17 protein-coding genes are annotated in these 19,121 nt (G+C 60.6%); 11 read left to right on the top strand and 6 right to left on the bottom strand.

Annotated features, from left to right (window positions below; translation table 11 throughout):
* Positions 1-115: 115 nt before the first annotated feature.
* Positions 116-940, bottom strand: coding sequence for a bifunctional allantoicase/(S)-ureidoglycine aminohydrolase (locus QSV77_RS17805; RefSeq protein WP_302734490.1), 825 nt, complete (start codon positions 938-940; stop codon positions 116-118).
* Positions 941-1,225: 285 nt separating this feature from the next.
* On the bottom strand, positions 1,226-2,272 hold the full coding sequence (locus QSV77_RS17800; RefSeq protein ID WP_302734488.1) for a class I SAM-dependent methyltransferase: 1,047 nt from the start codon (positions 2,270-2,272) through the stop codon (positions 1,226-1,228).
* Between the two features lie 315 nt (positions 2,273-2,587).
* On the opposite strand from QSV77_RS17800, the gene QSV77_RS17795 reads away from it, so the two are divergent.
* The gene (locus tag QSV77_RS17795; RefSeq protein ID WP_269699489.1) at positions 2,588-4,582 is read left to right on the top strand and encodes a bifunctional diguanylate cyclase/phosphodiesterase; all 1,995 of its coding nucleotides are present in this window, start codon (positions 2,588-2,590) and stop codon (positions 4,580-4,582) included.
* A gap of 18 nt (positions 4,583-4,600) precedes the next feature.
* Here QSV77_RS17795 and QSV77_RS17790 read toward each other — a convergent pair whose 3' ends face one another.
* The 3 genes from QSV77_RS17790 to QSV77_RS17780 form a co-directional block, all read right to left on the bottom strand.
* The gene (locus QSV77_RS17790; RefSeq protein ID WP_302734487.1) at positions 4,601-5,677 is read right to left on the bottom strand and encodes an Ldh family oxidoreductase; all 1,077 of its coding nucleotides are present in this window, start codon (positions 5,675-5,677) and stop codon (positions 4,601-4,603) included.
* A 91-nt stretch (positions 5,678-5,768) separates the two neighbouring features.
* Entirely contained in the window at positions 5,769-8,543 is a 2,775-nt protein-coding gene (locus QSV77_RS17785) for a DNA translocase FtsK (protein WP_302734486.1), read from the bottom strand.
* Between the two features lie 153 nt (positions 8,544-8,696).
* Entirely contained in the window at positions 8,697-8,921 is a 225-nt protein-coding gene (locus QSV77_RS17780; protein WP_269709781.1) for a hypothetical protein, read from the bottom strand.
* Here QSV77_RS17780 and QSV77_RS17775 point away from each other — a divergent pair.
* The 10 genes from QSV77_RS17775 (at position 8,920) to QSV77_RS17730 (ending at position 16,650) form a co-directional block, all read left to right on the top strand.
* Positions 8,920-10,527 carry an ABC transporter substrate-binding protein gene (locus QSV77_RS17775; RefSeq protein ID WP_302734485.1) on the top strand — a complete coding sequence of 536 codons (1,608 nt, stop codon included), beginning with the start codon at positions 8,920-8,922 and terminating at the stop codon, positions 10,525-10,527. The genes QSV77_RS17780 and QSV77_RS17775 overlap by 2 nt on opposite strands.
* 9 nt (positions 10,528-10,536) lie before the next feature.
* Complete coding sequence (locus QSV77_RS17770) at positions 10,537-11,526, top strand: ABC transporter permease (RefSeq protein ID WP_302734483.1); 990 nt, start codon at positions 10,537-10,539, stop codon at positions 11,524-11,526.
* A complete protein-coding gene (locus QSV77_RS17765; RefSeq protein WP_302734482.1) occupies positions 11,523-12,353 on the top strand; it encodes an ABC transporter permease in 831 nt (276 codons plus the stop codon). The genes QSV77_RS17770 and QSV77_RS17765 overlap by 4 nt, the downstream gene beginning before the upstream one ends.
* Positions 12,350-13,153, top strand: a complete 804-nt coding sequence (locus QSV77_RS17760; protein ID WP_302734481.1) for an ABC transporter ATP-binding protein — start codon at positions 12,350-12,352, stop codon at positions 13,151-13,153. Before QSV77_RS17765 ends, QSV77_RS17760 begins: the two co-directional genes overlap by 4 nt.
* On the top strand, positions 13,150-13,938 hold the full coding sequence (locus QSV77_RS17755) for an ABC transporter ATP-binding protein (protein ID WP_302734480.1): 789 nt from the start codon (positions 13,150-13,152) through the stop codon (positions 13,936-13,938). Before QSV77_RS17760 ends, QSV77_RS17755 begins: the two co-directional genes overlap by 4 nt.
* A 3-nt stretch (positions 13,939-13,941) precedes the next feature.
* Positions 13,942-15,060, top strand: a complete 1,119-nt coding sequence (locus tag QSV77_RS17750) for an alanine--glyoxylate aminotransferase family protein (RefSeq protein WP_302734479.1) — start codon at positions 13,942-13,944, stop codon at positions 15,058-15,060.
* Positions 15,061-15,224: 164 nt separating this feature from the next.
* Positions 15,225-15,413: a hypothetical protein gene (locus QSV77_RS17745; RefSeq protein WP_175416803.1), complete on the top strand. Its 189-nt coding sequence runs from the start codon at positions 15,225-15,227 to the stop codon at positions 15,411-15,413.
* 66 nt (positions 15,414-15,479) lie between these two features.
* Positions 15,480-15,965 carry a helix-turn-helix domain-containing protein gene (locus QSV77_RS17740; RefSeq protein ID WP_302734478.1) on the top strand — a complete coding sequence of 162 codons (486 nt, stop codon included), beginning with the start codon at positions 15,480-15,482 and terminating at the stop codon, positions 15,963-15,965.
* A gap of 14 nt (positions 15,966-15,979) precedes the next feature.
* Positions 15,980-16,384, top strand: a complete 405-nt coding sequence (locus tag QSV77_RS17735; protein ID WP_004438893.1) for a VOC family protein — start codon at positions 15,980-15,982, stop codon at positions 16,382-16,384.
* A gap of 50 nt (positions 16,385-16,434) precedes the next feature.
* Positions 16,435-16,650 carry a hypothetical protein gene (locus QSV77_RS17730; protein WP_174022872.1) on the top strand — a complete coding sequence of 72 codons (216 nt, stop codon included), beginning with the start codon at positions 16,435-16,437 and terminating at the stop codon, positions 16,648-16,650.
* Between the two features lie 165 nt (positions 16,651-16,815).
* On the opposite strand, the gene QSV77_RS17725 is transcribed toward QSV77_RS17730, so the two are convergent.
* A complete protein-coding gene (locus tag QSV77_RS17725) occupies positions 16,816-18,627 on the bottom strand; it encodes an IlvD/Edd family dehydratase (RefSeq protein WP_142842774.1) in 1,812 nt (603 codons plus the stop codon).
* Positions 18,628-19,121 lie beyond the last annotated feature (494 nt).

Here is a 19,121-nt window from a genome sequence, read left to right as displayed (position 1 = left end):
GCGAATACCGTCCGCATATGTGGATTTATTAGGGATATTCGATTTAACGCAAGCATTTATCGCGCAACCCGCCGGATTGCGCGATAATTCACGGATTTCGCCGCCGGGATGCCCTTTACCAGAGCTTCACGTGACGGTTCACATCCTTGTAGAGCAGGTAACGGAACCGGCCCGGGCCGCCCGCATAACAGGCCTGTGGGCAATAGGCGCGCAGCCACATGAAGTCACCCGCCTCAACTTCCACCCAGTCCTCGTTCAGCCGATAGACCGCCTTGCCCTCCAGCACGTAAAGACCATGTTCCATCACATGGGTTTCCATGAACGGAATGGTCGCACCCGGCTGGAAAGTGACGATGTTGAGGTGCATGTCGTAACGCACGTCTTCGAGATCGATGAAGCGCGTCGTCGCCCATTTGCCCTCGGTATCGGGCATGGCCGACATGGCGATCTCGTCTTCATGCGAAAAGATCGCCGGCGGGGCCTCCAGCCCGTCAACCGCCTGAAACACCTTGCGGACCCAATGGAACTTGACGGGCGCCTTGCCCGAGTTTGTGATCTGCCAGCGCGCACCGGCCGGCAGGTAGGCGAACGAGCCCTCCCGCAGCGCATGCTGCGCGCCATCGAAGGTCACGGTCATTTCGCCATCGACGACGAAGATCGCCGCCTGCGCCCGCTCGTCCGGCTCCGGCCGCTCACTGCCGCCACCGGGCTGCACTTCGACGATATATTGCGCGAAAGTCTCGGAAAAACCCGTCATCGGCCGGGCGATGATCCAGGCCCGCGTGCCGGTCCAGTGCGGCAGCACGCTTGTCACGATATCGGACATCACGGTCTTGGGGATGACCGCATAGGCGGTCTTGAAAACAGCCTTGCTCGACAGCAGTTCCGTCTGCCCCGGCAGACCGCCCATATCCGAATAATATCTCTTCATTTCAGCCATTCCATTCTGCAACGCATCAGGCGCGGATTCTTAAGGCCGCGATATGGTTTAATCAAATGGTTATTGGTGAGGGGCGAGTGACGGAATGGGGCACGACGTCGCCGCGCATTTCCTCTCCCCGTCGGGGAGAAGGTGGCCCGAAGGGTCGGATGAGGGGGCAACGCCAACGATAGACCGCACTCCTCGCCCCCCTCATCCCGCTGCCGCGGACTTCTCCCCGGCGGGGAGAAGAAACAGGCGGCACGCGCTCGCTTCCCATGAGGGAATAACGAGCGGCTTTCTATCTCACGCCTTCTTACGCATCGTCGCATAGACGATATTGTGGTTCTCGCCGAAGAACACCTCCGCCTCGATACTTGCAGGATCGGCGCTGGCATTGATGATCCGCCACATATCCGCCTTCGAGCGCAGCAGCAGCGCCCAGTTCATGAAGGTCTCCATATAGCCGTCGACGACGATATCTTCAGAGAAGTTGGCGAAGAGGAACATGCCGCCGGGCTTCAGCATCTCCATGCAGCGCCGTGTCAGCTTGATCGCCACGCGGTCGTTCAGATAATCATAAAGGCCGGCCGCATAGATCAGATCAAAGCTGCCGAGCTCCTGCGTGCGCAGTACGATATCGCGCACCGAACCGTCAATTGCCTCCACGCCGCGGCCGCCGAAATCACGGGCGACGGAGCCGACGCTCAAGGGATCCTGATCCAGCGCCACCCAGCGCTTGATCCTGCCCTCTTTCAGCGCCACCGAAGCATCGGCCTCACGCAGGTGGCCGGAGGCAATGGTGAGGATTTCCGTCTCCTCGCCATGGCGGGCGGCGGCCTCATCCACGAACCGCGTCAGCAGGTCCCGCCGCTCGCGCACGGCAACCGAGGAGCTGGCATCTTTCGTATAATCGTAAAGGGCGGCCCCCAGCGGGGAGGCGTTTTTCACCTGTTCGGCAACGCTGTCGTGACCGTAGATGAAATCGAGCAGCTCGGCGTCGCCCGAATAGCCCCTCGGCTTTTCAAACGACCACCGGGTGAAGGGATCTTCGAGAAAATGCTCCGACACGGCGTGATTCTGTACCAGCGGGATCAGTTCTGCCCACACGCTGGAGTGGAGTTTATCGCGCAATCCATGCAGCGCGCCTGCCGTCCGATGTATTATCTCACGTGCTAAAACACCATTGTCGAATTGCTGCTGTGCCAATTCGAGAATGATGGCAATCTCTGCTTTCGCAACTGCGAACTGCTCATCGAATGTTTCGGTTTTGCGTGCAAAAATCTCTTTTGCGACAGTATCAGGGGTGATCAGACTTGCCCCGTCCAGATTTTTCTTCTTTACCCGCACCACTTCAGCCTCCAGTATTAACACATTGTTAACTATACGTTTCTGGAAGACGGAACGCCACTCGCTTTCAAATTTTGAGCGGTGTAGGGATAGATTTCTACATTAGCGTATTTTTTTGGTCACACTCGTGGGCGGAGGAGAAAACGGATACGCAATTTAGTGAAACTTAATGTTGCGGCCGTATGATGCGTTCTTCCTTTCCCGGTTCTGCACACATATCGAAAGAGATGGAAAGGAACCCGCACCGTGTGCATGAGCACACGGAAAAGTGGAATAAGCAGTTACTTAAAAAGTATACGCAACACTATGGGAAAGTGCATGAGGCACAGGTTGGGAGAGGTGAGTGGACAGCAAGACTATCGGCGGCCGGACTCCCGGTTTTCTGATGAACTTCTTGCCCTTTACCAGCAGGAAGGTGAGCGCAGCCGCCGTGGTTCGATCAGACAGGGCCTGTGGACGGCCGTTTTCATCTATCTGCTATTTGCCGTCACCGACATTATTCTAATCCCCGACGTCGCGTTTTACGCCATCATCGCCCGCCTGCTGGTGGTCATCTCATCACTGCTGACGCTGGAGATCCAGCTGCGCCGGGGCGCCAGCACCGCAGCGCTCGACCTCACCTGCGCCACTGCGCTCGTCATGGGCTATATTGGCTGGCTGCTGCCTTCGCTTTTGACCGACAACCTTGAAAACATGTCCTATTACATGGTTTTCGGGGCGATCTTCATGATGGGCGCCAACCTGTTCTTCACCTTCCGCTTCCATCTGTCACTTGTGTCGTCAGGCATCATCCTCGTCACCTATTTTCTGGCGGTGACGCAGTTTCCCGAAGATGTGTTCTACAAGGTGGCTTTCGGCACCTTCTACATTTCCTGCTTCGTCTTCACCTCCTATGTGAACTGGAACCTGAACCGGGAGCGCTATCACGTCTTTCTCAACGCGCTGGAGGCCAAGGCCCAGCAGAAGGCGGCGGATGAACGCGGACAGGCGCTGCTGCGGCTTTCAAACACGGATTCGCTCACGGGCCTTCAGAACCGTCGCGCCATCGACCATCAGCTGCGCCTGCTGTGGGACAATTGGAGCAGGAAGGAGGAGGGTTTTGCCGTTCTCCTCATCGATGTCGACTTCTTCAAGAAATACAATGACCGCTATGGCCACCAGGAAGGCGACAAGTGCCTGGTGACGGTCGGCAATGCGCTGCAGGATGCGATTGCCGGACATGGCGCTTCCATCGGCCGTTATGGCGGTGAGGAGTTCATCGTTCTCGTGCCGTTCAAATCCAAGCAGCAGGTGGGCGAACTGGCCGAAACGATCCGCCACACCGTCGAGGACCTGGCGCTTGCCCACGACCAGCGCCGGGACGGCACCTTCGTCGTCACCGTCAGCATCGGCGCGTCCTTCACCCGCCCCAATCCGGATGGCAAGCTGGAGAAAATCATCAACGAGGCGGACCGGGCGCTCTACATCGCCAAGGGCAATGGCCGCAACTGCATGAAGCTGTTCGATCCGGACGATCCGCAAACCAGCGACGAGACGGAAAACATCGCCGCTCTCCTGAAGATCGCCATTGCGGAAAACCTCATTTCCCTCGTCTACCAGCCGATCCTCAACGTCTCGACCAATGAAACGCCGGGCGTCGAAGCGCTGATGCGGCTGCGCCTGCTCGATGGCAGTGCCGTTTCACCGGGCATCTTCATTCCGATTGCCGAGCGCACCGGTACGATCATGGAACTCGGCCTCTGGACGATCAAGACCGCCTGCAAGCAGATTCTTGCTGAAGACCCGGTGGCCGTGGTCAGCGTCAACGTATCCCCCATGCAGCTGAAAAACCCGGGCTTTGCCACTTCGGTTGCGGCAATCCTCGTCGAGGCCGGCATCGCCGGCAACAGGCTCGCCTTCGAGATCACCGAAGGTGTGGATATGGAGATGCATTCGGATGTGCTGCGCTGCCTGAACGATCTCAAAACGCTCGGCATCAACATCTGGCTCGATGATTTCGGAACCGGGTTTGCCGGCCTTTCCTGGCTGCGCATGACCGATTTCGACACCGTCAAGATCGACCGCTCCTTCCTGCATGACAGCAACACGCCGCGCGGCCGGGCAATGCTGCAGGACATGATCCGCCTCATCCGCAACCGCGGCCACAAGATCCTCATCGAAGGCGTGGAGACTGAAGAGCAGCTGCGGCTGGTGCGCCAGCTGGAGATCGATTATGCGCAGGGCTATTATCTCGGACGCCCGGTCGTCGCCGAAAGGCTGGGGGCGGCAAAAGCCCCCTACCCGCGTCCCAACATGCTGCTGCGCCCCGCCTGACGGGCTGCGGGCCCTGCCTTAGTGATAGGCGGGCGGCACGATCGAGAATTTCGACGCCAGTTCGGAAAAAGCCGCGCGGGTAACGGGATCGACAGGCGCGCCTTCCCGTTCCCGTCTTGCCGCCACCGCCCATTCCCGGTCGCCCGGGGCCATGACCTTGCAGTCCTCCCGCACCGGCGAGCCGCGCAGCACTTCGAGATAACGTTTCATGCCCTCGTCGAACACCTCGCGTTCAAGGAAGGCTTCCGGCTTCAGCGCCAGAACAAAGGCTCCAAGGCCACGCGGCGTGGAAAAATCGGGCCCGCCCATGGGATCTATATCGAAACTGAGCTTCATGCCGCTGAGAACGGCGCTGAAAATCTCCACCATGCCCGCCAGCGCCGCGCCCTTGAAACCGAATGCGCCGCCGAGCGGTGCCAGCATTTCAACGGCATGGGGGTTCTGCGTGTCGATGCCATCACCGTCAGATGCGACACCATCAGGCAATTGCTGTTCGAGGCTGCGGTAAAGCAGAACGCGATTATAGGGCACGGCACTGGTGGCCATGTCCAGCAGCCAGGGCATGTCATCCGCCGCCGGCACACCGACGGCAATCGGATTGGTGCCGTGGAAACGCATCGCGCCATCATGCAGGCGCACGAAACTGTCGGAATTGCAGAAGGCAAGGCCAATGTAACCCTGCCGCGCCGCTTCCAGCGCATAGGCGCCGGCGGGGCCGAAATGCGATGAGTTGCGGATTGCCACCGCGCCGATGCCGAATTTTTCGGCCAGCGCCATGGCATTGTCCATCGCCGCATAGGTGGCCCGGGCGCCGTGGGCATGGTCGGCATCGATAGTCTCCACCGCGCCGAAGCCTGAGACGCGGCGGATCTGCGGCCGCCGATTGAGACGTCCGCCTTCAAGGGCGGTGATGTAATGGGCAAGCAGGCGCACGCCGTGGCTGTCGACGCCGAGCCTTGTGCCATGCATCATGGCTCGGGTTGCGGCATCGGCCGTCTCGTCATCCGTGCCGGCAGCGAGGAAGATGCTGCGGCAGAACCGCTCCAGCTCATCCAGCCTTGCGAGAACGGCGACGTTTTCATTGCTGTGCGACATGCGGGGAACCCTCCCGATTCCAGAATCCATGCCGCACAGGCTATTCACGGAGCGCGTTTTTGCAATCGAATATCGCGTCCCGAATAATCAATCAATCGTCCGCGCCCATGGCATCATAGGGATCGCGCTCACCGGCGATGATGGCGCGCTTGCCGACATGGTTTGCAGGGCCGACAATGCCTTCCTGCTCCATGCGCTCCACCAGCGAGGCGGCGCGATTATAGCCGACCGACAGGCGGCGCTGGATATAGGAAGTCGAGCATTTCTTGTCGCGCATCACCACCTTGACGGCCTTTTCATAGAGATCGTCGCTGTCGTCGTCGCCCATCGACGTCTTGTCGAAGACTGCAACGTCCTCTTCCGCCTCTTCATCCGCGTCTTCAGCGTCTTCGGTGACGGTGCCGAGATATTCCGGACGGCCCTGGGTCTTCAGATGCGCAACGACCTTTTCCACTTCCTCGTCCGAAACGAACGGGCCGTGGACACGGGCGATGCGGCCGCCGCCCATCATGTGCAGCATGTCGCCCTGGCCGAGCAGATGCTCTGCGCCCTGTTCGCCAAGGATGGTGCGGCTGTCGATTTTCGACGTTACCTGGAAGGAGATGCGGGTCGGGAAGTTCGCCTTGATCGTGCCGGTGATGACATCGACCGACGGGCGCTGCGTGGCCATGATGAGGTGGATGCCGGCGGCACGCGCCATCTGCGCCAGGCGCTGGATCGCCCCTTCGATCTCCTTGCCCGCAACCATCATCAGGTCGGCCATCTCGTCGACGATGACGACGATGTAAGGCATGGCCGTAAGGTCCATTTCCTCCTGCTCGTAAACAGCCTCGCCGGTGGCGCGGTCAAAGCCGGTCTGCACGTTGCAGAACACCGTTTCGCCCTTGGCGCGGGCAGCGGCTGCCCTTGCATTGTAGCCGTCGATATTGCGCACGCCGAGACGCGACATCTTGCGATAACGGTCTTCCATTTCGCGCACGGCCCATTTCAGCGCCATGACCGCCTTTTTCGGATCGGTAACAACCGGCGTCAACAGATGCGGAATGCCGTCATAAACCGACAGTTCAAGCATTTTCGGATCGACCATGATCAGGCGGCATTCTTCCGGCTTCAGACGGTAGAGCAGCGACAGGATCATGGTATTGATGGCGACGGACTTGCCGGAACCGGTGGTGCCGGCGACCAGCAGATGCGGCATCTTCGCCAGTTCGGCAATGACTGGTTCGCCACCGATGGTCTTGCCAAGGCAGAGCGCGAGCTTCTGGCGGGTTTCGGCATAGTCGTTCGCTTCGATCAATTCACGCAGATAGACCGTTTCGCGCACCGGGTTCGGCAGTTCGATGCCGATGACATTGCGGCCGGGTACAACGGCGACACGGGCCGACAGCGCCGACATGGAGCGTGCGATATCATCGGACAGGCCGATGACGCGCGAGGATTTGACGCCGGGGGCGGGTTCAAACTCGTAAAGCGTCACGACCGGGCCGGGGCGGACATCGATGATCTCGCCCTTGATGCCGAAATCCTCAAGCACGCTTTCCAGAAGCCCGGCGCTCTGTTCCAGCGCTTCGGGCGTCATGGTCGTGGTCTGCTGGACGCGGGCTTCCTGCAGGAGATCGATGGAGGGATATTGATATTCTCCCTCGGCAAAGACCGGCGCTTCGCGGAACATCGGCTGCGAAGCCTGAATGGGTGCGCGTGGCGTGAAGCGCGGCTCTGCCGCTACTCTTGCTACCGGCTGGCTTTCAATCGGCTGGGCCTGCTCGATCGGCCGCTGCGGCTCGATGAAGACGGGTTCCTCCGCCACTGGCTGCAGTGCGATTTCCTGTTCTGCGGCCGGCGTGGCAACCGGAACGACGGCCTGACGCACCCCGATTTCCCGGTAAAGCCGGATCGCGGAGCCGCCCGGCACGGTAACGACCGGCGGCTCGGCTGAAAGCACGACGGCAGCGGCCGACGACACGGCAGCGGCAGGGATGGACGCCATCGGCGCCGGGCTCGTCAAAGCGGGATTTGCCAGCGTCGGATTTGCAAGAGCCGGATTTGCAAAATTGGCGCGCAGATAGGCGGGAACGGTCTCGACCGCTGCACCCGGCAGATCAAGCGTCATGACTTCCCAAAACAGCTCATCCGGCAGGTGGGCGGCAAAGGCCGGAACGGACGCAGCCGGCATGGCGGCCTGCGCCACAGCAACTGGCTGGACGGCAGGCTGCGGCTGAACGGTGGCAAATACCGTCTGTACCGGCGCTTCCACCATCGGCACAGATTGCACGGCCTCCGCTGGTGCCTGTGCGGCGGCCGCGGCTTCTTCCGCCTGCTTGCGCGCAAGCTCGAGACGCAATTTGTAGGTCAGCGCCCTGGCGCCGCGCGCATCGGGCGGCTGCGGCAGGAACGGCATGCGCTGCGGCGGCACGCGCTGCTCCGCCGGCTTTACGACCTGATGGGACAGGGTAGCAGCATCCTCATATGCGACGGCCTGCTGTACCGTCGCTTCAGGCTCCACCGTGTCCGGCGCAGCGACAGCCACGGCTTCCTCTTCGAGACTATGGAGTTCTTCCGGAATATTCGGCGTTTCGACCGGCATGCGCCGGCTAAAGACGCTTTCCGGCGTGCGGGTAAAGCGCACATTGGGGCCAAGCACAAAAGCATTCTGCCAGCCGGGCATTTCGGCACGGCCTTCAATGGCGTCGGCTGCGCTGATATCGGCATTGGGCCGGGGCGCGGCACTTGCCTTCATCGCCGTCTGCTGCCCGGCAACCGCCTTGCCGCCGGCATGACGGGCGTTTTCGCTCCCCTCCCCTGCGTTATTGGACGAATTCTGGAATCTGGATCGGGAGAAGCTCATGGCAGCGTGCACACTCATCATAAACGTACATATTTCGGTCTCCCTGAAATAGAAAATAAAGGTTAATTACCCCTTTCCAAACGGCGCCCCGGCGGCAGATTTCACCTCACCCTCAAGCCCGCCGTGGTAGGCGCTGACAGCAAAAACAACGATCAACACTCTGTTTTTATTTTATTAAATCGGTTTTTCCGCAAACTGGGGATATTCCGCAGCAACGGGGGAAAACCAGATTGGCGTGGGTGAGGCATATTGTTTCTTCAAACTCATCAGCAACGTAAAATCATTGCTGTAAAGGCCGCGAATTAACGTGGACACTGCCGAGGTTGCAGTCTTAAGATCGGCGTGCCGCGGGCCAAGCGGAAAAGCCCGCCTCGCCCTCATTTCCGGAGTGAAATTCATGTCGCCTGTCCAGCTCTCCCGCCGCTCGCTTCTCAAGACCTCACTTGCTCTTGCCGCAACCACGGGACTGGCGGGAATTGCCGCAGCGCAGGAAAAATCCGGCGGGCGGCTGATCGTCGCGGCCGATTCGGAGCCGAAAAACCTCAACCCGGCCATCGTCGCCTCCAATGGCGTGTTTTATATCGCCAGCAAGATTGTCGAGCCGCTGGCGGAAGCCTCCTTTAATGGCAAGGACGGGCTGGAGCCGCGGCTTGCGACCGAATGGCAGGGATCGGATGATGGCTTGAGCGCCACCTTCAAGCTGCGCGAAGGCGTGACCTGGCATGACGGCAAACCGTTCACCTCGGCGGATGTGGCCTTTTCGGCGCTTTCGGTGTGGAAACCATTGCAGAACCTCGGCCGGCTGGTCTTCGCCAATCTTGAGAAGGTGGAAACGCCTGACGACCACACGGCCGTCTTCCGTTTTTCCAAACCCACACCGTTCCAGCTCATCCGTAATGCTTTGCCTGTCGTCACCAGCGTCGTGCCGAAACATCTCTATGAAGGCACCGATATCGCCACCAATCCAGCCAATACCAAACCGGTCGGCACCGGGCCTTTCGTTTTTGCCGAATACAAACCCGGCGAATATTACCGCCTGACCCGCAACCCGAATTACTGGGGCAAAGACCAGCCGCAGCTCGAGGAAATCATCTATCGCGTCTTGCCGGACCGTGCAGGGGCAGCCTCGGCGCTGGAAGCGGAAGAAATACAACTGGCCGCCTTTTCCGCCGTGCCGCTCGCCGATCTTGCCCGCATCGCCAAGCAGCCGGGCATCAAGGTGATTGCTGACGGTTATGAGGCGCTGACCTATCAGCTGGTGGTGGAAATCAACCATCGCCGCAAGGAACTGGCTGACCTCAAGGTCAGAAAGGCCATTGCCCATGCCATCGACAAGAAATTCGTCATCGACAAGGTGTTCCTCGGTTATGCCACGGCATCGACAGGCCCTGTACCGAAAAACGTGCCTGAATTTTATACCGGCGATGTGGAGACCTATGATTTCGACGTCGCCAAGGCCAATGCCCTGCTGGATGAGGCCGGTTATGCGCGCGGACCCGACGGAAAGCGTTTTTCGCTAAAACTTCTGCCCGCGCCCTATTTCAACGAAACCAGACAATTCGGCGCCTATCTTCGACAGGCGCTTCAGGAAATCGGCATCGATGCCGAGCTGGTCAATAATGATGCCGCAGCACACCAGAAGGCGGTCTATACCGACCACGCCTTCGATCTGGCCGTTGCTCCCCCGGTGTTCCGTGGCGATCCGGCAATCTCCACCACGATTCTCGTGCGCTCCGGCATTCCCGCCGGCGTCGGCTTCTCCAATCAGGGCGGATATGAGAACAAGGCGCTCGATACGCTGATCGACAAGGCGGCGGAAACCGTGGATACGGCCGCGCGGACAGCACTTTACAAGGATTTCCAGCAACAGGTTACAGCTGATCTGCCGCTCATCAACGTCGCTGAATGGGGTTTCATCACGGTGGCGCGCGATACGGTCAAACATGTCGCCAGCAATCCGCGCTGGGCGGTTTCCAACTGGGCGGACACCGCGGTCGATAGTTGAGGCCGCGCCGTGAAACGTGCGACGTCTTTGCTGCGGCGAAGGGCGATCAGCGCCATTCCGGTGCTGCTGATCGTTCTCATCTTCACCTTCGCCCTGCTTGAAAATGCCTCCGGTGATGCGGTGGATGCCTATCTCGTTTCCATCGGCGGCGGCGATGCCGGGCTGCGGGATGCGCTGCGCGAGCAATATGGCCTCAACGGCTCGATGCTGGCCCGCTTCTGGCTTTATGCCAGCTCGGTGCTGCGGCTCGATCTCGGCTGGTCGCTTGCCTTTGACCGGCCGGTGCTGGGGTTGATCCTTGAGCGGCTGCCGAACACGCTGCTTTTGATGGGCAGCGCCACCGCACTCGCCTTCATCACCGGCACCGCGCTCGGTATCATCGCCGGCGCGCGTCCCGGTGGCGTAACCGACCGGGTGCTCTCCGCCTTGTCGCTCACGCTTTACGCCACGCCCGGTTTCTGGCTCGGCCTCGTGCTTGCCATCGTCTTTGCCGTGCAGCTTCGCTGGCTGCCGACCTCGGGCATAGAAACCATCGCCTCGGGCAAACAGGGCTTTGCAAGGGCGCTGGATATTGCCCGCCATCTCGTGCTGCCGGTCGCCAGCCTTGGCCTCATCTATCTTGCGCTGTTCCTGCGCGTCATGCGCACCGCCATGGCGGCGGTCTGGCCGCTGGATTTCGTGCTTTTTGCGCAGTCCAAGGGGCTTTCCAGACGGCGCATCGTGCTGCGCCATGTTGCCCGCAACGCGGCGCTGCCGCTCATCACTGTGCTTGGCCTGCAGGCCGCAACCATGCTGGGCGGCAGCGTGGTGATTGAAAGTGTCTTTGCCATTCCGGGTTTCGGGCGGCTGGCGCAGGAGGCCGTCAGCGGTCGCGATACGCCGCTTCTGATGGGCATCATCCTCACCAGCGCCGTCTTCGTCATCCTCGTCAATCTCGCCGTCGACATTCTCTATTCCATTCTCGATCCGCGCATCGGCAGCGGGGAGAGTGCGACATGAATTTCGCTCTCCGGCTCCTGCGCAATTTCGAAGGGGTGATGGGCACCGTCATCCTGACATTGCTGGCGGTAATTGCGCTCTCCGCTCCCCTCCTGTTTCCCGGCGATCCGCTGGCGATCGTCGGCGAGCCGTTAATTGCGCCCTTTACGGATGTCGCCCTGCCGCTTGGCACTGACCGGCTGGGCCGCAATGTGCTGGCCGAACTTGCCCATGGCGCACAAGCATCGCTGCTCGTCGGCATGGGTGCGGCCACCGCAGCACTTGTTTTCGGCACCGTCATCGGCACGATTGCCGGTTTTGCCGGCGGCCTCGTGGATGAGGCGCTGATGCGCGTTACCGATGCCTTCCAGATCGTGCCGAATTTCCTGCTGGCGCTTGCCTTTGTCAGCACCATCGGCCCCTCGATGCCGACAGTCATTCTGGCCATTGCGCTCGGCGCGTGGGCGGATCCGGCGCGGTTGATGCGGGCGCAGGTGCTGAGCATCCGCGAGCGGGACTATGTGCAATCCGCCCGCGCCATCGGCATGCATCCGCTGGAAATCGCCTTCCGGCAGATATTGCCCAATGCCCTGCCGCCGGTTCTGGCGCTCGCCGCTATCATCGTTGCCGCGGCCATCCTCACAGAGGCGGCGCTCTCCTTCCTTGGGCTTGGCGATCCCAATATCGTCACCTGGGGCTCGATGATTTCGGAAGGACGCAACGTGCTCCGCTCAGCCGCGTTCCTGTCCGTCATCCCCGGCATCGGCCTGCTGGTGACAGTGCTCGGCGTCTATCTTTTCGGAGAAGGCATCAACCGGGCAATGGCGACGAGGAGGCAGGCGCCATGAGCGGCAACGCCCTTTGCCGGATCGACGATCTCAGCGTCCGTTATGCCGCGGCCGATGCACCGGCGCTGCGCAAGGTTTCCCTGACGATACGGCAGGGGCAGCGGCTGGCGATCATCGGCGAAAGCGGCTCGGGCAAATCCACGCTCGGCAAGGCGATCGCCGGGCTTCTGCCGCAGACCGCGCGGGTCTCGGGCGATATTTCCTGGAGCCGTGACAGCGGCCTTTTCACCGGCAGGCCGATGCCGGGGCGCGATATCGGCACGATTTTTCAGGATACCGGCGCGACACTGAACCCGCTCCTGACCATCGGTGAACAGGTGGCGGAAGGCGCTGTGCGGCATCTCGGCCTCTCATGGAAAGCGGCGCGCGATCTTGCTCGCGATCTTCTGGAAAAAGTGCGGCTGCCGCATCCCTCCCATCTGCTCTCCGCCTATCCGCACCAGCTTTCCGGCGGGCAGAGGCAACGCGTGGCGATTGCCGCCGCCATTGCGGCGCGCCCTTCGATCCTGATTGCCGACGAGGCAACGAGCGCGCTCGACACGGTAACCCAGGCAGCCATCGCCACCCTTCTCGATGATCTCGTGCGCGAGGAAGAAAGAACGCTTGTCTTCATCACCCATGATATCGGCCTTGCCTCCAGCCTTGCCGACGACATCGCTGTTTTAAGCGCCGGCGAGCTGGTGGAACACGGCCCGGCGCGGCGGGTGCTTTCCGCGCCCGCGCATGCCTATACCCGGGCTCTGCTTGCCGATTACCTCGATCTTTCGACCCCGCCGCTCGTCAGCGAGGCCGTGCCATGAATGAAACCCTTCTGAGCGTGGACGGCCTTTCCAAGACCTACCGCACCGGCGCAAGAACGGTGACGGCGCTCTCCGATATCTCGTTTTCGCTCAAGCGCGGCGAGACGCTGGGCCTTGCCGGCCCCTCCGGCTGCGGGAAATCGACACTGGCGCGCATCCTCATGCGGCTGATCCCCGCCGACGAAGGCACGGTCCGTTTCGAAAACCGCAACTGGCTCTCGCTTGGCGGCAGTGCATTGCGCACCGCCCGGCAGCAGATGCAGATGGTGTTTCAGGATACGCATGGCGCCTTCAACCCACGCGCCACCGTGGAGGACGCCATAGGCGAGCCGCTGCGCATTCACCGCATCGTTCAGAGACGCGAGCGCCCGGCGGAGATACGCCGCCTTCTCGAGCGTGTCGGCCTGCCCGCCGCCTATGCCGGTCGCTCCGTCTTCGAACTTTCGGGCGGGCAGAGGCAGCGTGTGGCGATTGCCCGCGCCATTGCACTCAAGCCGTCGCTTCTCATTATGGACGAAGCGGTCTCGGCGCTCGATGTTTCGGTTCGCCGGCAGATTCTTGAACTGCTGGTGGAAATCCAGCGGGAAACGGCGATTTCCTGTATTTTCGTTTCCCACGATCTCGCTGTCATCCGCGCCGTCTGCCACCGTGTCGCGATCATGGAGGCGGGTCGGATCGTCGAAATCGGCGGGACCGGAGCGATCATTTCCGCGCCGCAATCCTCGACCGCCAGAAGCCTGATTGACGCTGCACCGCGGCTCATCACCACCACCATGCAAGGATAAGACATGCCCGCCCCGGATTATGCATTGCTCCTCGACCCGCCCGCTTTCCCCGCCGAGCGTTACGCCATGCTGGCCGACCGGCTGGCGGCCCTGATGGGCACAAAAAACGACGTGCTGCTGATACAGGCGGAAGCCGTGCTGGCGCTGGAAGCGGCGGCGACAAGTCTTGCGCGGCCGGGGCTGAGGGCGCTCAACATCGTCACCAGCCCCTATGGCGCATGGTTCGGCGGCTGGCTGGAACGCGGCGGCGCAACGGTGCGCAACCTGACGGCCAGCCCGGCAAAGCCGGTGACGCTGGCCGAGGTTGAGCGCGCGCTGGATGACGGGCCGGGTTTCGATCTTCTAGCCATCGTGCATGCGGAATCGGCAAGCGGCATTCTCAATCCCCTGCCCGCCATTGTCGCGCTGGCGCAAGAAAGAGGCGTCGTCACGCTGGTGGATGCCGTCGCCTCGATTGGCGGCCATGCCTTCGAGGTCGACAGACTGGGCGTCGATATCGCCGTCATCGGGCCGCAGAAGGCGCTGGCCGGCCCGGCAGGCATATCGGCCATTTCGGTCAGCCCAAAAGCATGGGAACTTCTTTCGCACGACAAAGCGCCCACCAACTCCATGCTCTCGCTTCTCGACCAGAAACAGCTCTGGCTGGATGCCGGCCGTGGCGCACTGCCCGGAACGCCGGCGCCGCTGGAATTTTACGCGCTGGAGGCCGCACTCGACAGGATCGAGGCGGAGGGTCTGCCAGCCGCCAATGTGCGCCACGAGCGGGCGGCGGCGGCCACCCGTCATGGCATCAGGGCACTCGGCATCGCCAACTGGGTGGAAGACGCGCATTCCTCAGCCCTCGTTTCCACGGCGATCCTGCCGGATACTATCGAAGCCGGAGCGTTTCTCGCCGCTATATCCAGAGAGCATGGCGCGGATATTTCCGCCGGCGTCGGCCCCGGTGCGGAACGGCTTATAAGGCTCAACCACACCGGCCGGCGCGCGCATCCGCAGGCGGTGAAAGCCAATATCGCAGCCGTCTCAGGTGCCTTGAAAAACCTCGGCCATGCCACCGATACCGATTCCGCGCTTGAAGCGGCCGAAAAGAGCTATTCCGAGGCGGCTTCGAAAGAGGTTTGAGGGCACCCACAAACATTCATTGCGTGAAATCCGGCACCGGTGAAACGCCAATCACGACATTGTTGTTAAAAATAGTAGACAAATTCCGCGGCCAATCTTGACGAAATCATGGCAACGCGCGAAACTTAACACACCGTTAACTCGCGTGAAGAAGGGAACTGGCCATGGTAGCAGGGTTCAACATGCTCTCCTTTGACCTCTTTGGCATCGGCCGAAGAATGCCCGTCATCAATGAGCGGGTGGAAACCGAGTTTCAGGACAAGACGCCGCGCAGACCGGACGATGAACAGCATGATGACGACCGTGACCAGGAATATGAACTGTTCTTCTGGTCGCTTTATCCGGTGATCTAAATCACCCGCAGCGGCTCGCCGGCATGAACCTTGCCAAGGACGGCAGGTTCATTCAATGATTGCCGCATGCCGTCTGGAAATGAAAAGAACTCTGCAAACAGAGACTTGTTGCTCCTGCGCCGCCTGCTGCGCGCCAGGGATCATATGGACGCGGCACCGCATGAGGCATGGCCCGTCTCACGCCTTGCAAAAGTCAGCGGTGCCTCGCAGGCGCATTTCGCAAGATCGTTTCGCGATGCCTTCGGCATACCCCCTCACCGCTATCTGCTGACCCGCCGGGTGGAGCGCGCCGTGGCGCTTTTGCGCGACACCGACCTTCCAGTCATCGACATCGCCTTGCAGACCGGCTGGAACAGCATCGGCACATTTGGCCGCGTCTTCCGCGATGTAACCGGGGAGAACCCGAGCGAAGTGCGGCGACAGATGCGGCTTTCCCCTGCCGATCTCGAGCAGGTTCCCCATTGCTTCGTCAGCGCCGCCCATCGCCCCCATCTCACAATCGCAGTTTCGGAGAAGCGCCGACAGGCGAAAGGCGTTAGGCACGGTGAGTGAAAGGGAGATAGCTCATGAAAAATGGTGTTCAAGTCGTCGGGCTTTACGTTCATGACCAGGACGAGGCGCTGCAATTTTATGTCGAAAAACTTGGATTTCGTGTGCATACGGACGCACGCAACGGCGATTATCGCTGGTTGACCGTGCAGCATCCGGACCAGCCGGATTTCCAGCTCGGCCTGTTTCGACCACAGGCCCCGACCGTTGACGAGGCGACGGCGCAGGATCTGAACGAAGCCGTGGCCAAGGGCGCCATGCCGCCTTTGGTTCTCGTGGTCGAGGACTGTCAGAAGGCCTTTGACGCCATGCACAAGCGCGGCGTCGAATTTACCCAGGAACCGATCACGCGTTACGGCTCGGTGGATGCGAGTTTCCGCGACCCTTCCGGCAATGGCTGGAAGCTCGTTCAGGCCCGTTGAGGCAACCGTGTGTCACATTCAATCATGGATGCTTTTTCTCGGGGGCGACTTTGATCTTGCAAAAATGGATAAGGCAGAGCCATCGGTGGCTGGGCATTCTGCTGACCGTTACCATTCTGGCGAACTTCGCTTCGATGGCTTTCGGCCCGACACCACCGGTGATCGTTTATGCCCCGCTTCTTCCGCTGACCTTGCTTGTCTTCAGCGGGCTGTACATGTTCTTCCTGCCTTATCTGGGAAAACCGCTCTCCCATTCGAAGGAATAGGCAGGCAGGCGACGAGGCGCTGTACACGCCACATGCCCGGAAGATAGCGGCGGTTTTGAAGAGCGACACTTATCGAATGTCCGAAAATATTTCAGCCCCGGGGCGGCACCCCGGGGCTGATTTTTAGCTGATTTTTAAAAGCGGCCGGCCGAAATGGCCTTGCCTTTAGTGGTTGTCGCGCGGCAGGCCCTTGGTCTGGGCGATGCGCTGATACTTGACCGCCGGTTCCAGAACCGCGCCGGTTTCCATCTGGCTGACGATGCCGCGCTGGATTTCCTGCCATGGCGTCTGGTGGTCCGGGAACTTGTAACCGCCTTCGGCTGACAGCGCCTCGTAACGCTTGGCCAGTTCTTCACCTGAAATCAGGATATCCGCCTTGCCGCGACCCACATCGATGCGGACGCGGTCGCCGGTCTGCAGAATGGCAAGACCGCCGCCGGCCGCCGCTTCCGGGGAAGCGTTGAGGATGGACGGGCTGCCCGACGTGCCGGACTGACGGCCGTCGCCGATGCAGGGCAGCGAACTGACGCCTTGCTTCAGAAGATAATCCGGTGCGCGCATGTTCACCACTTCCGCTGCACCCGGATAACCGATCGGGCCTGCACCGCGCATGAAGAGCACGGTGCTGGCGTCGATGCCGAGCGACGGATCGTCGATGCGGTGATGGTAATCTTCCGGACCATCGAACACCACGGCGCGGCCTTCGAAGGCTTCCGGATCATCAGGGTTGGACAGATAACGATTGCGGAATTCTTCCGAGATCACGCTGGTCTTCATGATGGCGGAGGAGAACAGGTTACCGCGCAGAACGCGGAAGCCGGCGCGCTCCTTGAGCGGCTGCTCATAGGGGCGGATGACTTTCTCGTCTTCAATGATCGCGCCACGGCAATTGTCGCCGATGGTCTTGCCGTTGACGGTCATGGCGTCTTCCATGATCAGTCCCTGGGTCATCAGCTGGTTGACGACTGCTGGCACGCCGCCGGCATGATAATAATCCTCGCCGAGATATTCACCGGCCGGCTGCAGGTTGACGAGCAGCGGCACGTCTTCACCATAGGTCTGCCAGTCATCCACCGTCAGCTCGACGCCGACATGGCGGGCAAGGCCGTTGAGGTGGATCGGCGCGTTGGTGGAGCCGCCGATGGCGGAATTGACGCGGATGGCGTTGATGAAGGCGTCCTTGGTCATGATGTCTGATGGCTTCAGGTCTTCCTTGACCATTTCAACGATGCGCAGGCCGGTGAGGTAGGAAACTTCCTGACGGTCACGGTAAGGGGCCGGGATGGCGGCGGAGCCGGGAAGCTGCATGCCGAGCGCTTCGGCCAGCGAGTTCATGGTCGTTGCCGTGCCCATGGTATTGCAATAGCCGGTGGACGGCGCCGACGAGGCGACGAGCTTGACGAAGCCCTGATAGTCGATCTCACCCTTCGCCAGAAGTTCGCGTGCCTTCCAGACGATGGTGCCGGAGCCGGTGCGTTCACCACGGAACCAGCCGTTCAGCATGGGGCCGACGGAAAGGGCGATGGCCGGAATGTTGACGGTGGCCGCCGCCATAAGACAGGCAGGCGTGGTCTTGTCACAGCCGATGGTCAGCACGACGCCATCAAGCGGATAGCCATAAAGCACTTCCACGAGGCCGAGGTAAGCCAGGTTGCGGTCGAGGCCGGCCGTCGGGCGCTTGCCGGTTTCCTGGATCGGATGGACCGGGAATTCGATCGCGATGCCGCCGGCTTCGCGGATGCCTTCACGCAGGCGGTTCGCCAGTTCCAGATGGTGACGGTTGCAGGGCGAAAGGTCCGAACCGGTCTGGGCAATACCGATGATCGGGCGATCGGACTGAAGCTCGGCCTGGCTCAGACCGAAGTTCATGTAACGCTCGAGATAAAGTGCGGTCATATCCGCATTGGCGGGGTTGTCGAACCACGCGCGCGAGCGAAGCTTGCCTTGGGTTGCAGGCAGATTGTCGGATTTGGTCATGATGCAGGTCTCCAGCCGGAAGTGGCCAACGGTAAAATATTACGAAATGCGACAAGCTTATGTTGTGCGCAAGGAAAATGGAATCAGCTTTCGGAGTTCACGCATAACCGACAGAGCCGGTCCAGACGAGTGGATCGGCACCGTTCTTCGGCTTTAGCCGAACATTTTTCGGTGCTTACGATGATACCGGCTATCTGCAACGGTCTCTCCCTCCCTGCCCTGCCGGATGGCGGCTAGTCTCTCGCGCCGCACTCCGTCTCAAGCCAATCTACTTATTTGTATTACTATTAGATGTCATCTTAGCCTGTCAAGCCGCATCGAAGCCCGTTTCCGATGTGTTTTCACAGAGAAAAAAGACACGAGAAATACTTACAAGTCATTGATTCATTGGATTTTAAGGTAAAATTCCGATCGAACTGACATCGCGCAATTTGCAGAAGGTCTAAAAAACCGCTTTTCAAGAGTATTACTATATGCTCATAGTGTGCCCGTCA

Source organism: Agrobacterium sp. V1 (assembly GCF_030518355.1).
Lineage (GTDB): Bacteria > Pseudomonadota > Alphaproteobacteria > Rhizobiales > Rhizobiaceae > Agrobacterium > Agrobacterium cucumeris.
The sequence above is the reverse complement of the archived record's forward strand: the minus strand, read 5'-3'. Positions and strand labels throughout refer to the sequence as shown.

Excerpts from the sequence above, each read along its gene's own strand:
- QSV77_RS17780 (WP_269709781.1), bottom strand. The coding sequence starts at position 8,921 with ATGAATTTCACTCCGGAAATGAGGGCGAGGCGGGCTTTTCCGCTTGGC.
- QSV77_RS17790 (WP_302734487.1), bottom strand. The coding sequence starts at position 5,677 with ATGTCGCACAGCAATGAAAACGTCGCCGTTCTCGCAAGGCTGGATGAG.
- QSV77_RS17795 (WP_269699489.1), top strand. The coding sequence starts at position 2,588 with ATGAGGCACAGGTTGGGAGAGGTGAGTGGACAGCAAGACTATCGGCGG.
- QSV77_RS17765 (WP_302734482.1), top strand. The coding sequence starts at position 11,523 with ATGAATTTCGCTCTCCGGCTCCTGCGCAATTTCGAAGGGGTGATGGGC.
- QSV77_RS17740 (WP_302734478.1), top strand. The coding sequence starts at position 15,480 with ATGCCGTCTGGAAATGAAAAGAACTCTGCAAACAGAGACTTGTTGCTC.
- QSV77_RS17760 (WP_302734481.1), top strand. The coding sequence starts at position 12,350 with ATGAGCGGCAACGCCCTTTGCCGGATCGACGATCTCAGCGTCCGTTAT.
- QSV77_RS17750 (WP_302734479.1), top strand. The coding sequence starts at position 13,942 with ATGCCCGCCCCGGATTATGCATTGCTCCTCGACCCGCCCGCTTTCCCC.
- QSV77_RS17745 (WP_175416803.1), top strand. The coding sequence starts at position 15,225 with ATGGTAGCAGGGTTCAACATGCTCTCCTTTGACCTCTTTGGCATCGGC.
- QSV77_RS17785 (WP_302734486.1), bottom strand. The coding sequence starts at position 8,543 with ATGATGAGTGTGCACGCTGCCATGAGCTTCTCCCGATCCAGATTCCAG.
- QSV77_RS17755 (WP_302734480.1), top strand. The coding sequence starts at position 13,150 with ATGAATGAAACCCTTCTGAGCGTGGACGGCCTTTCCAAGACCTACCGC.
- QSV77_RS17775 (WP_302734485.1), top strand. The coding sequence starts at position 8,920 with ATGTCGCCTGTCCAGCTCTCCCGCCGCTCGCTTCTCAAGACCTCACTT.
- QSV77_RS17735 (WP_004438893.1), top strand. The coding sequence starts at position 15,980 with ATGAAAAATGGTGTTCAAGTCGTCGGGCTTTACGTTCATGACCAGGAC.
- QSV77_RS17805 (WP_302734490.1), bottom strand. The coding sequence starts at position 940 with ATGGCTGAAATGAAGAGATATTATTCGGATATGGGCGGTCTGCCGGGG.
- QSV77_RS17725 (WP_142842774.1), bottom strand. The coding sequence starts at position 18,627 with ATGACCAAATCCGACAATCTGCCTGCAACCCAAGGCAAGCTTCGCTCG.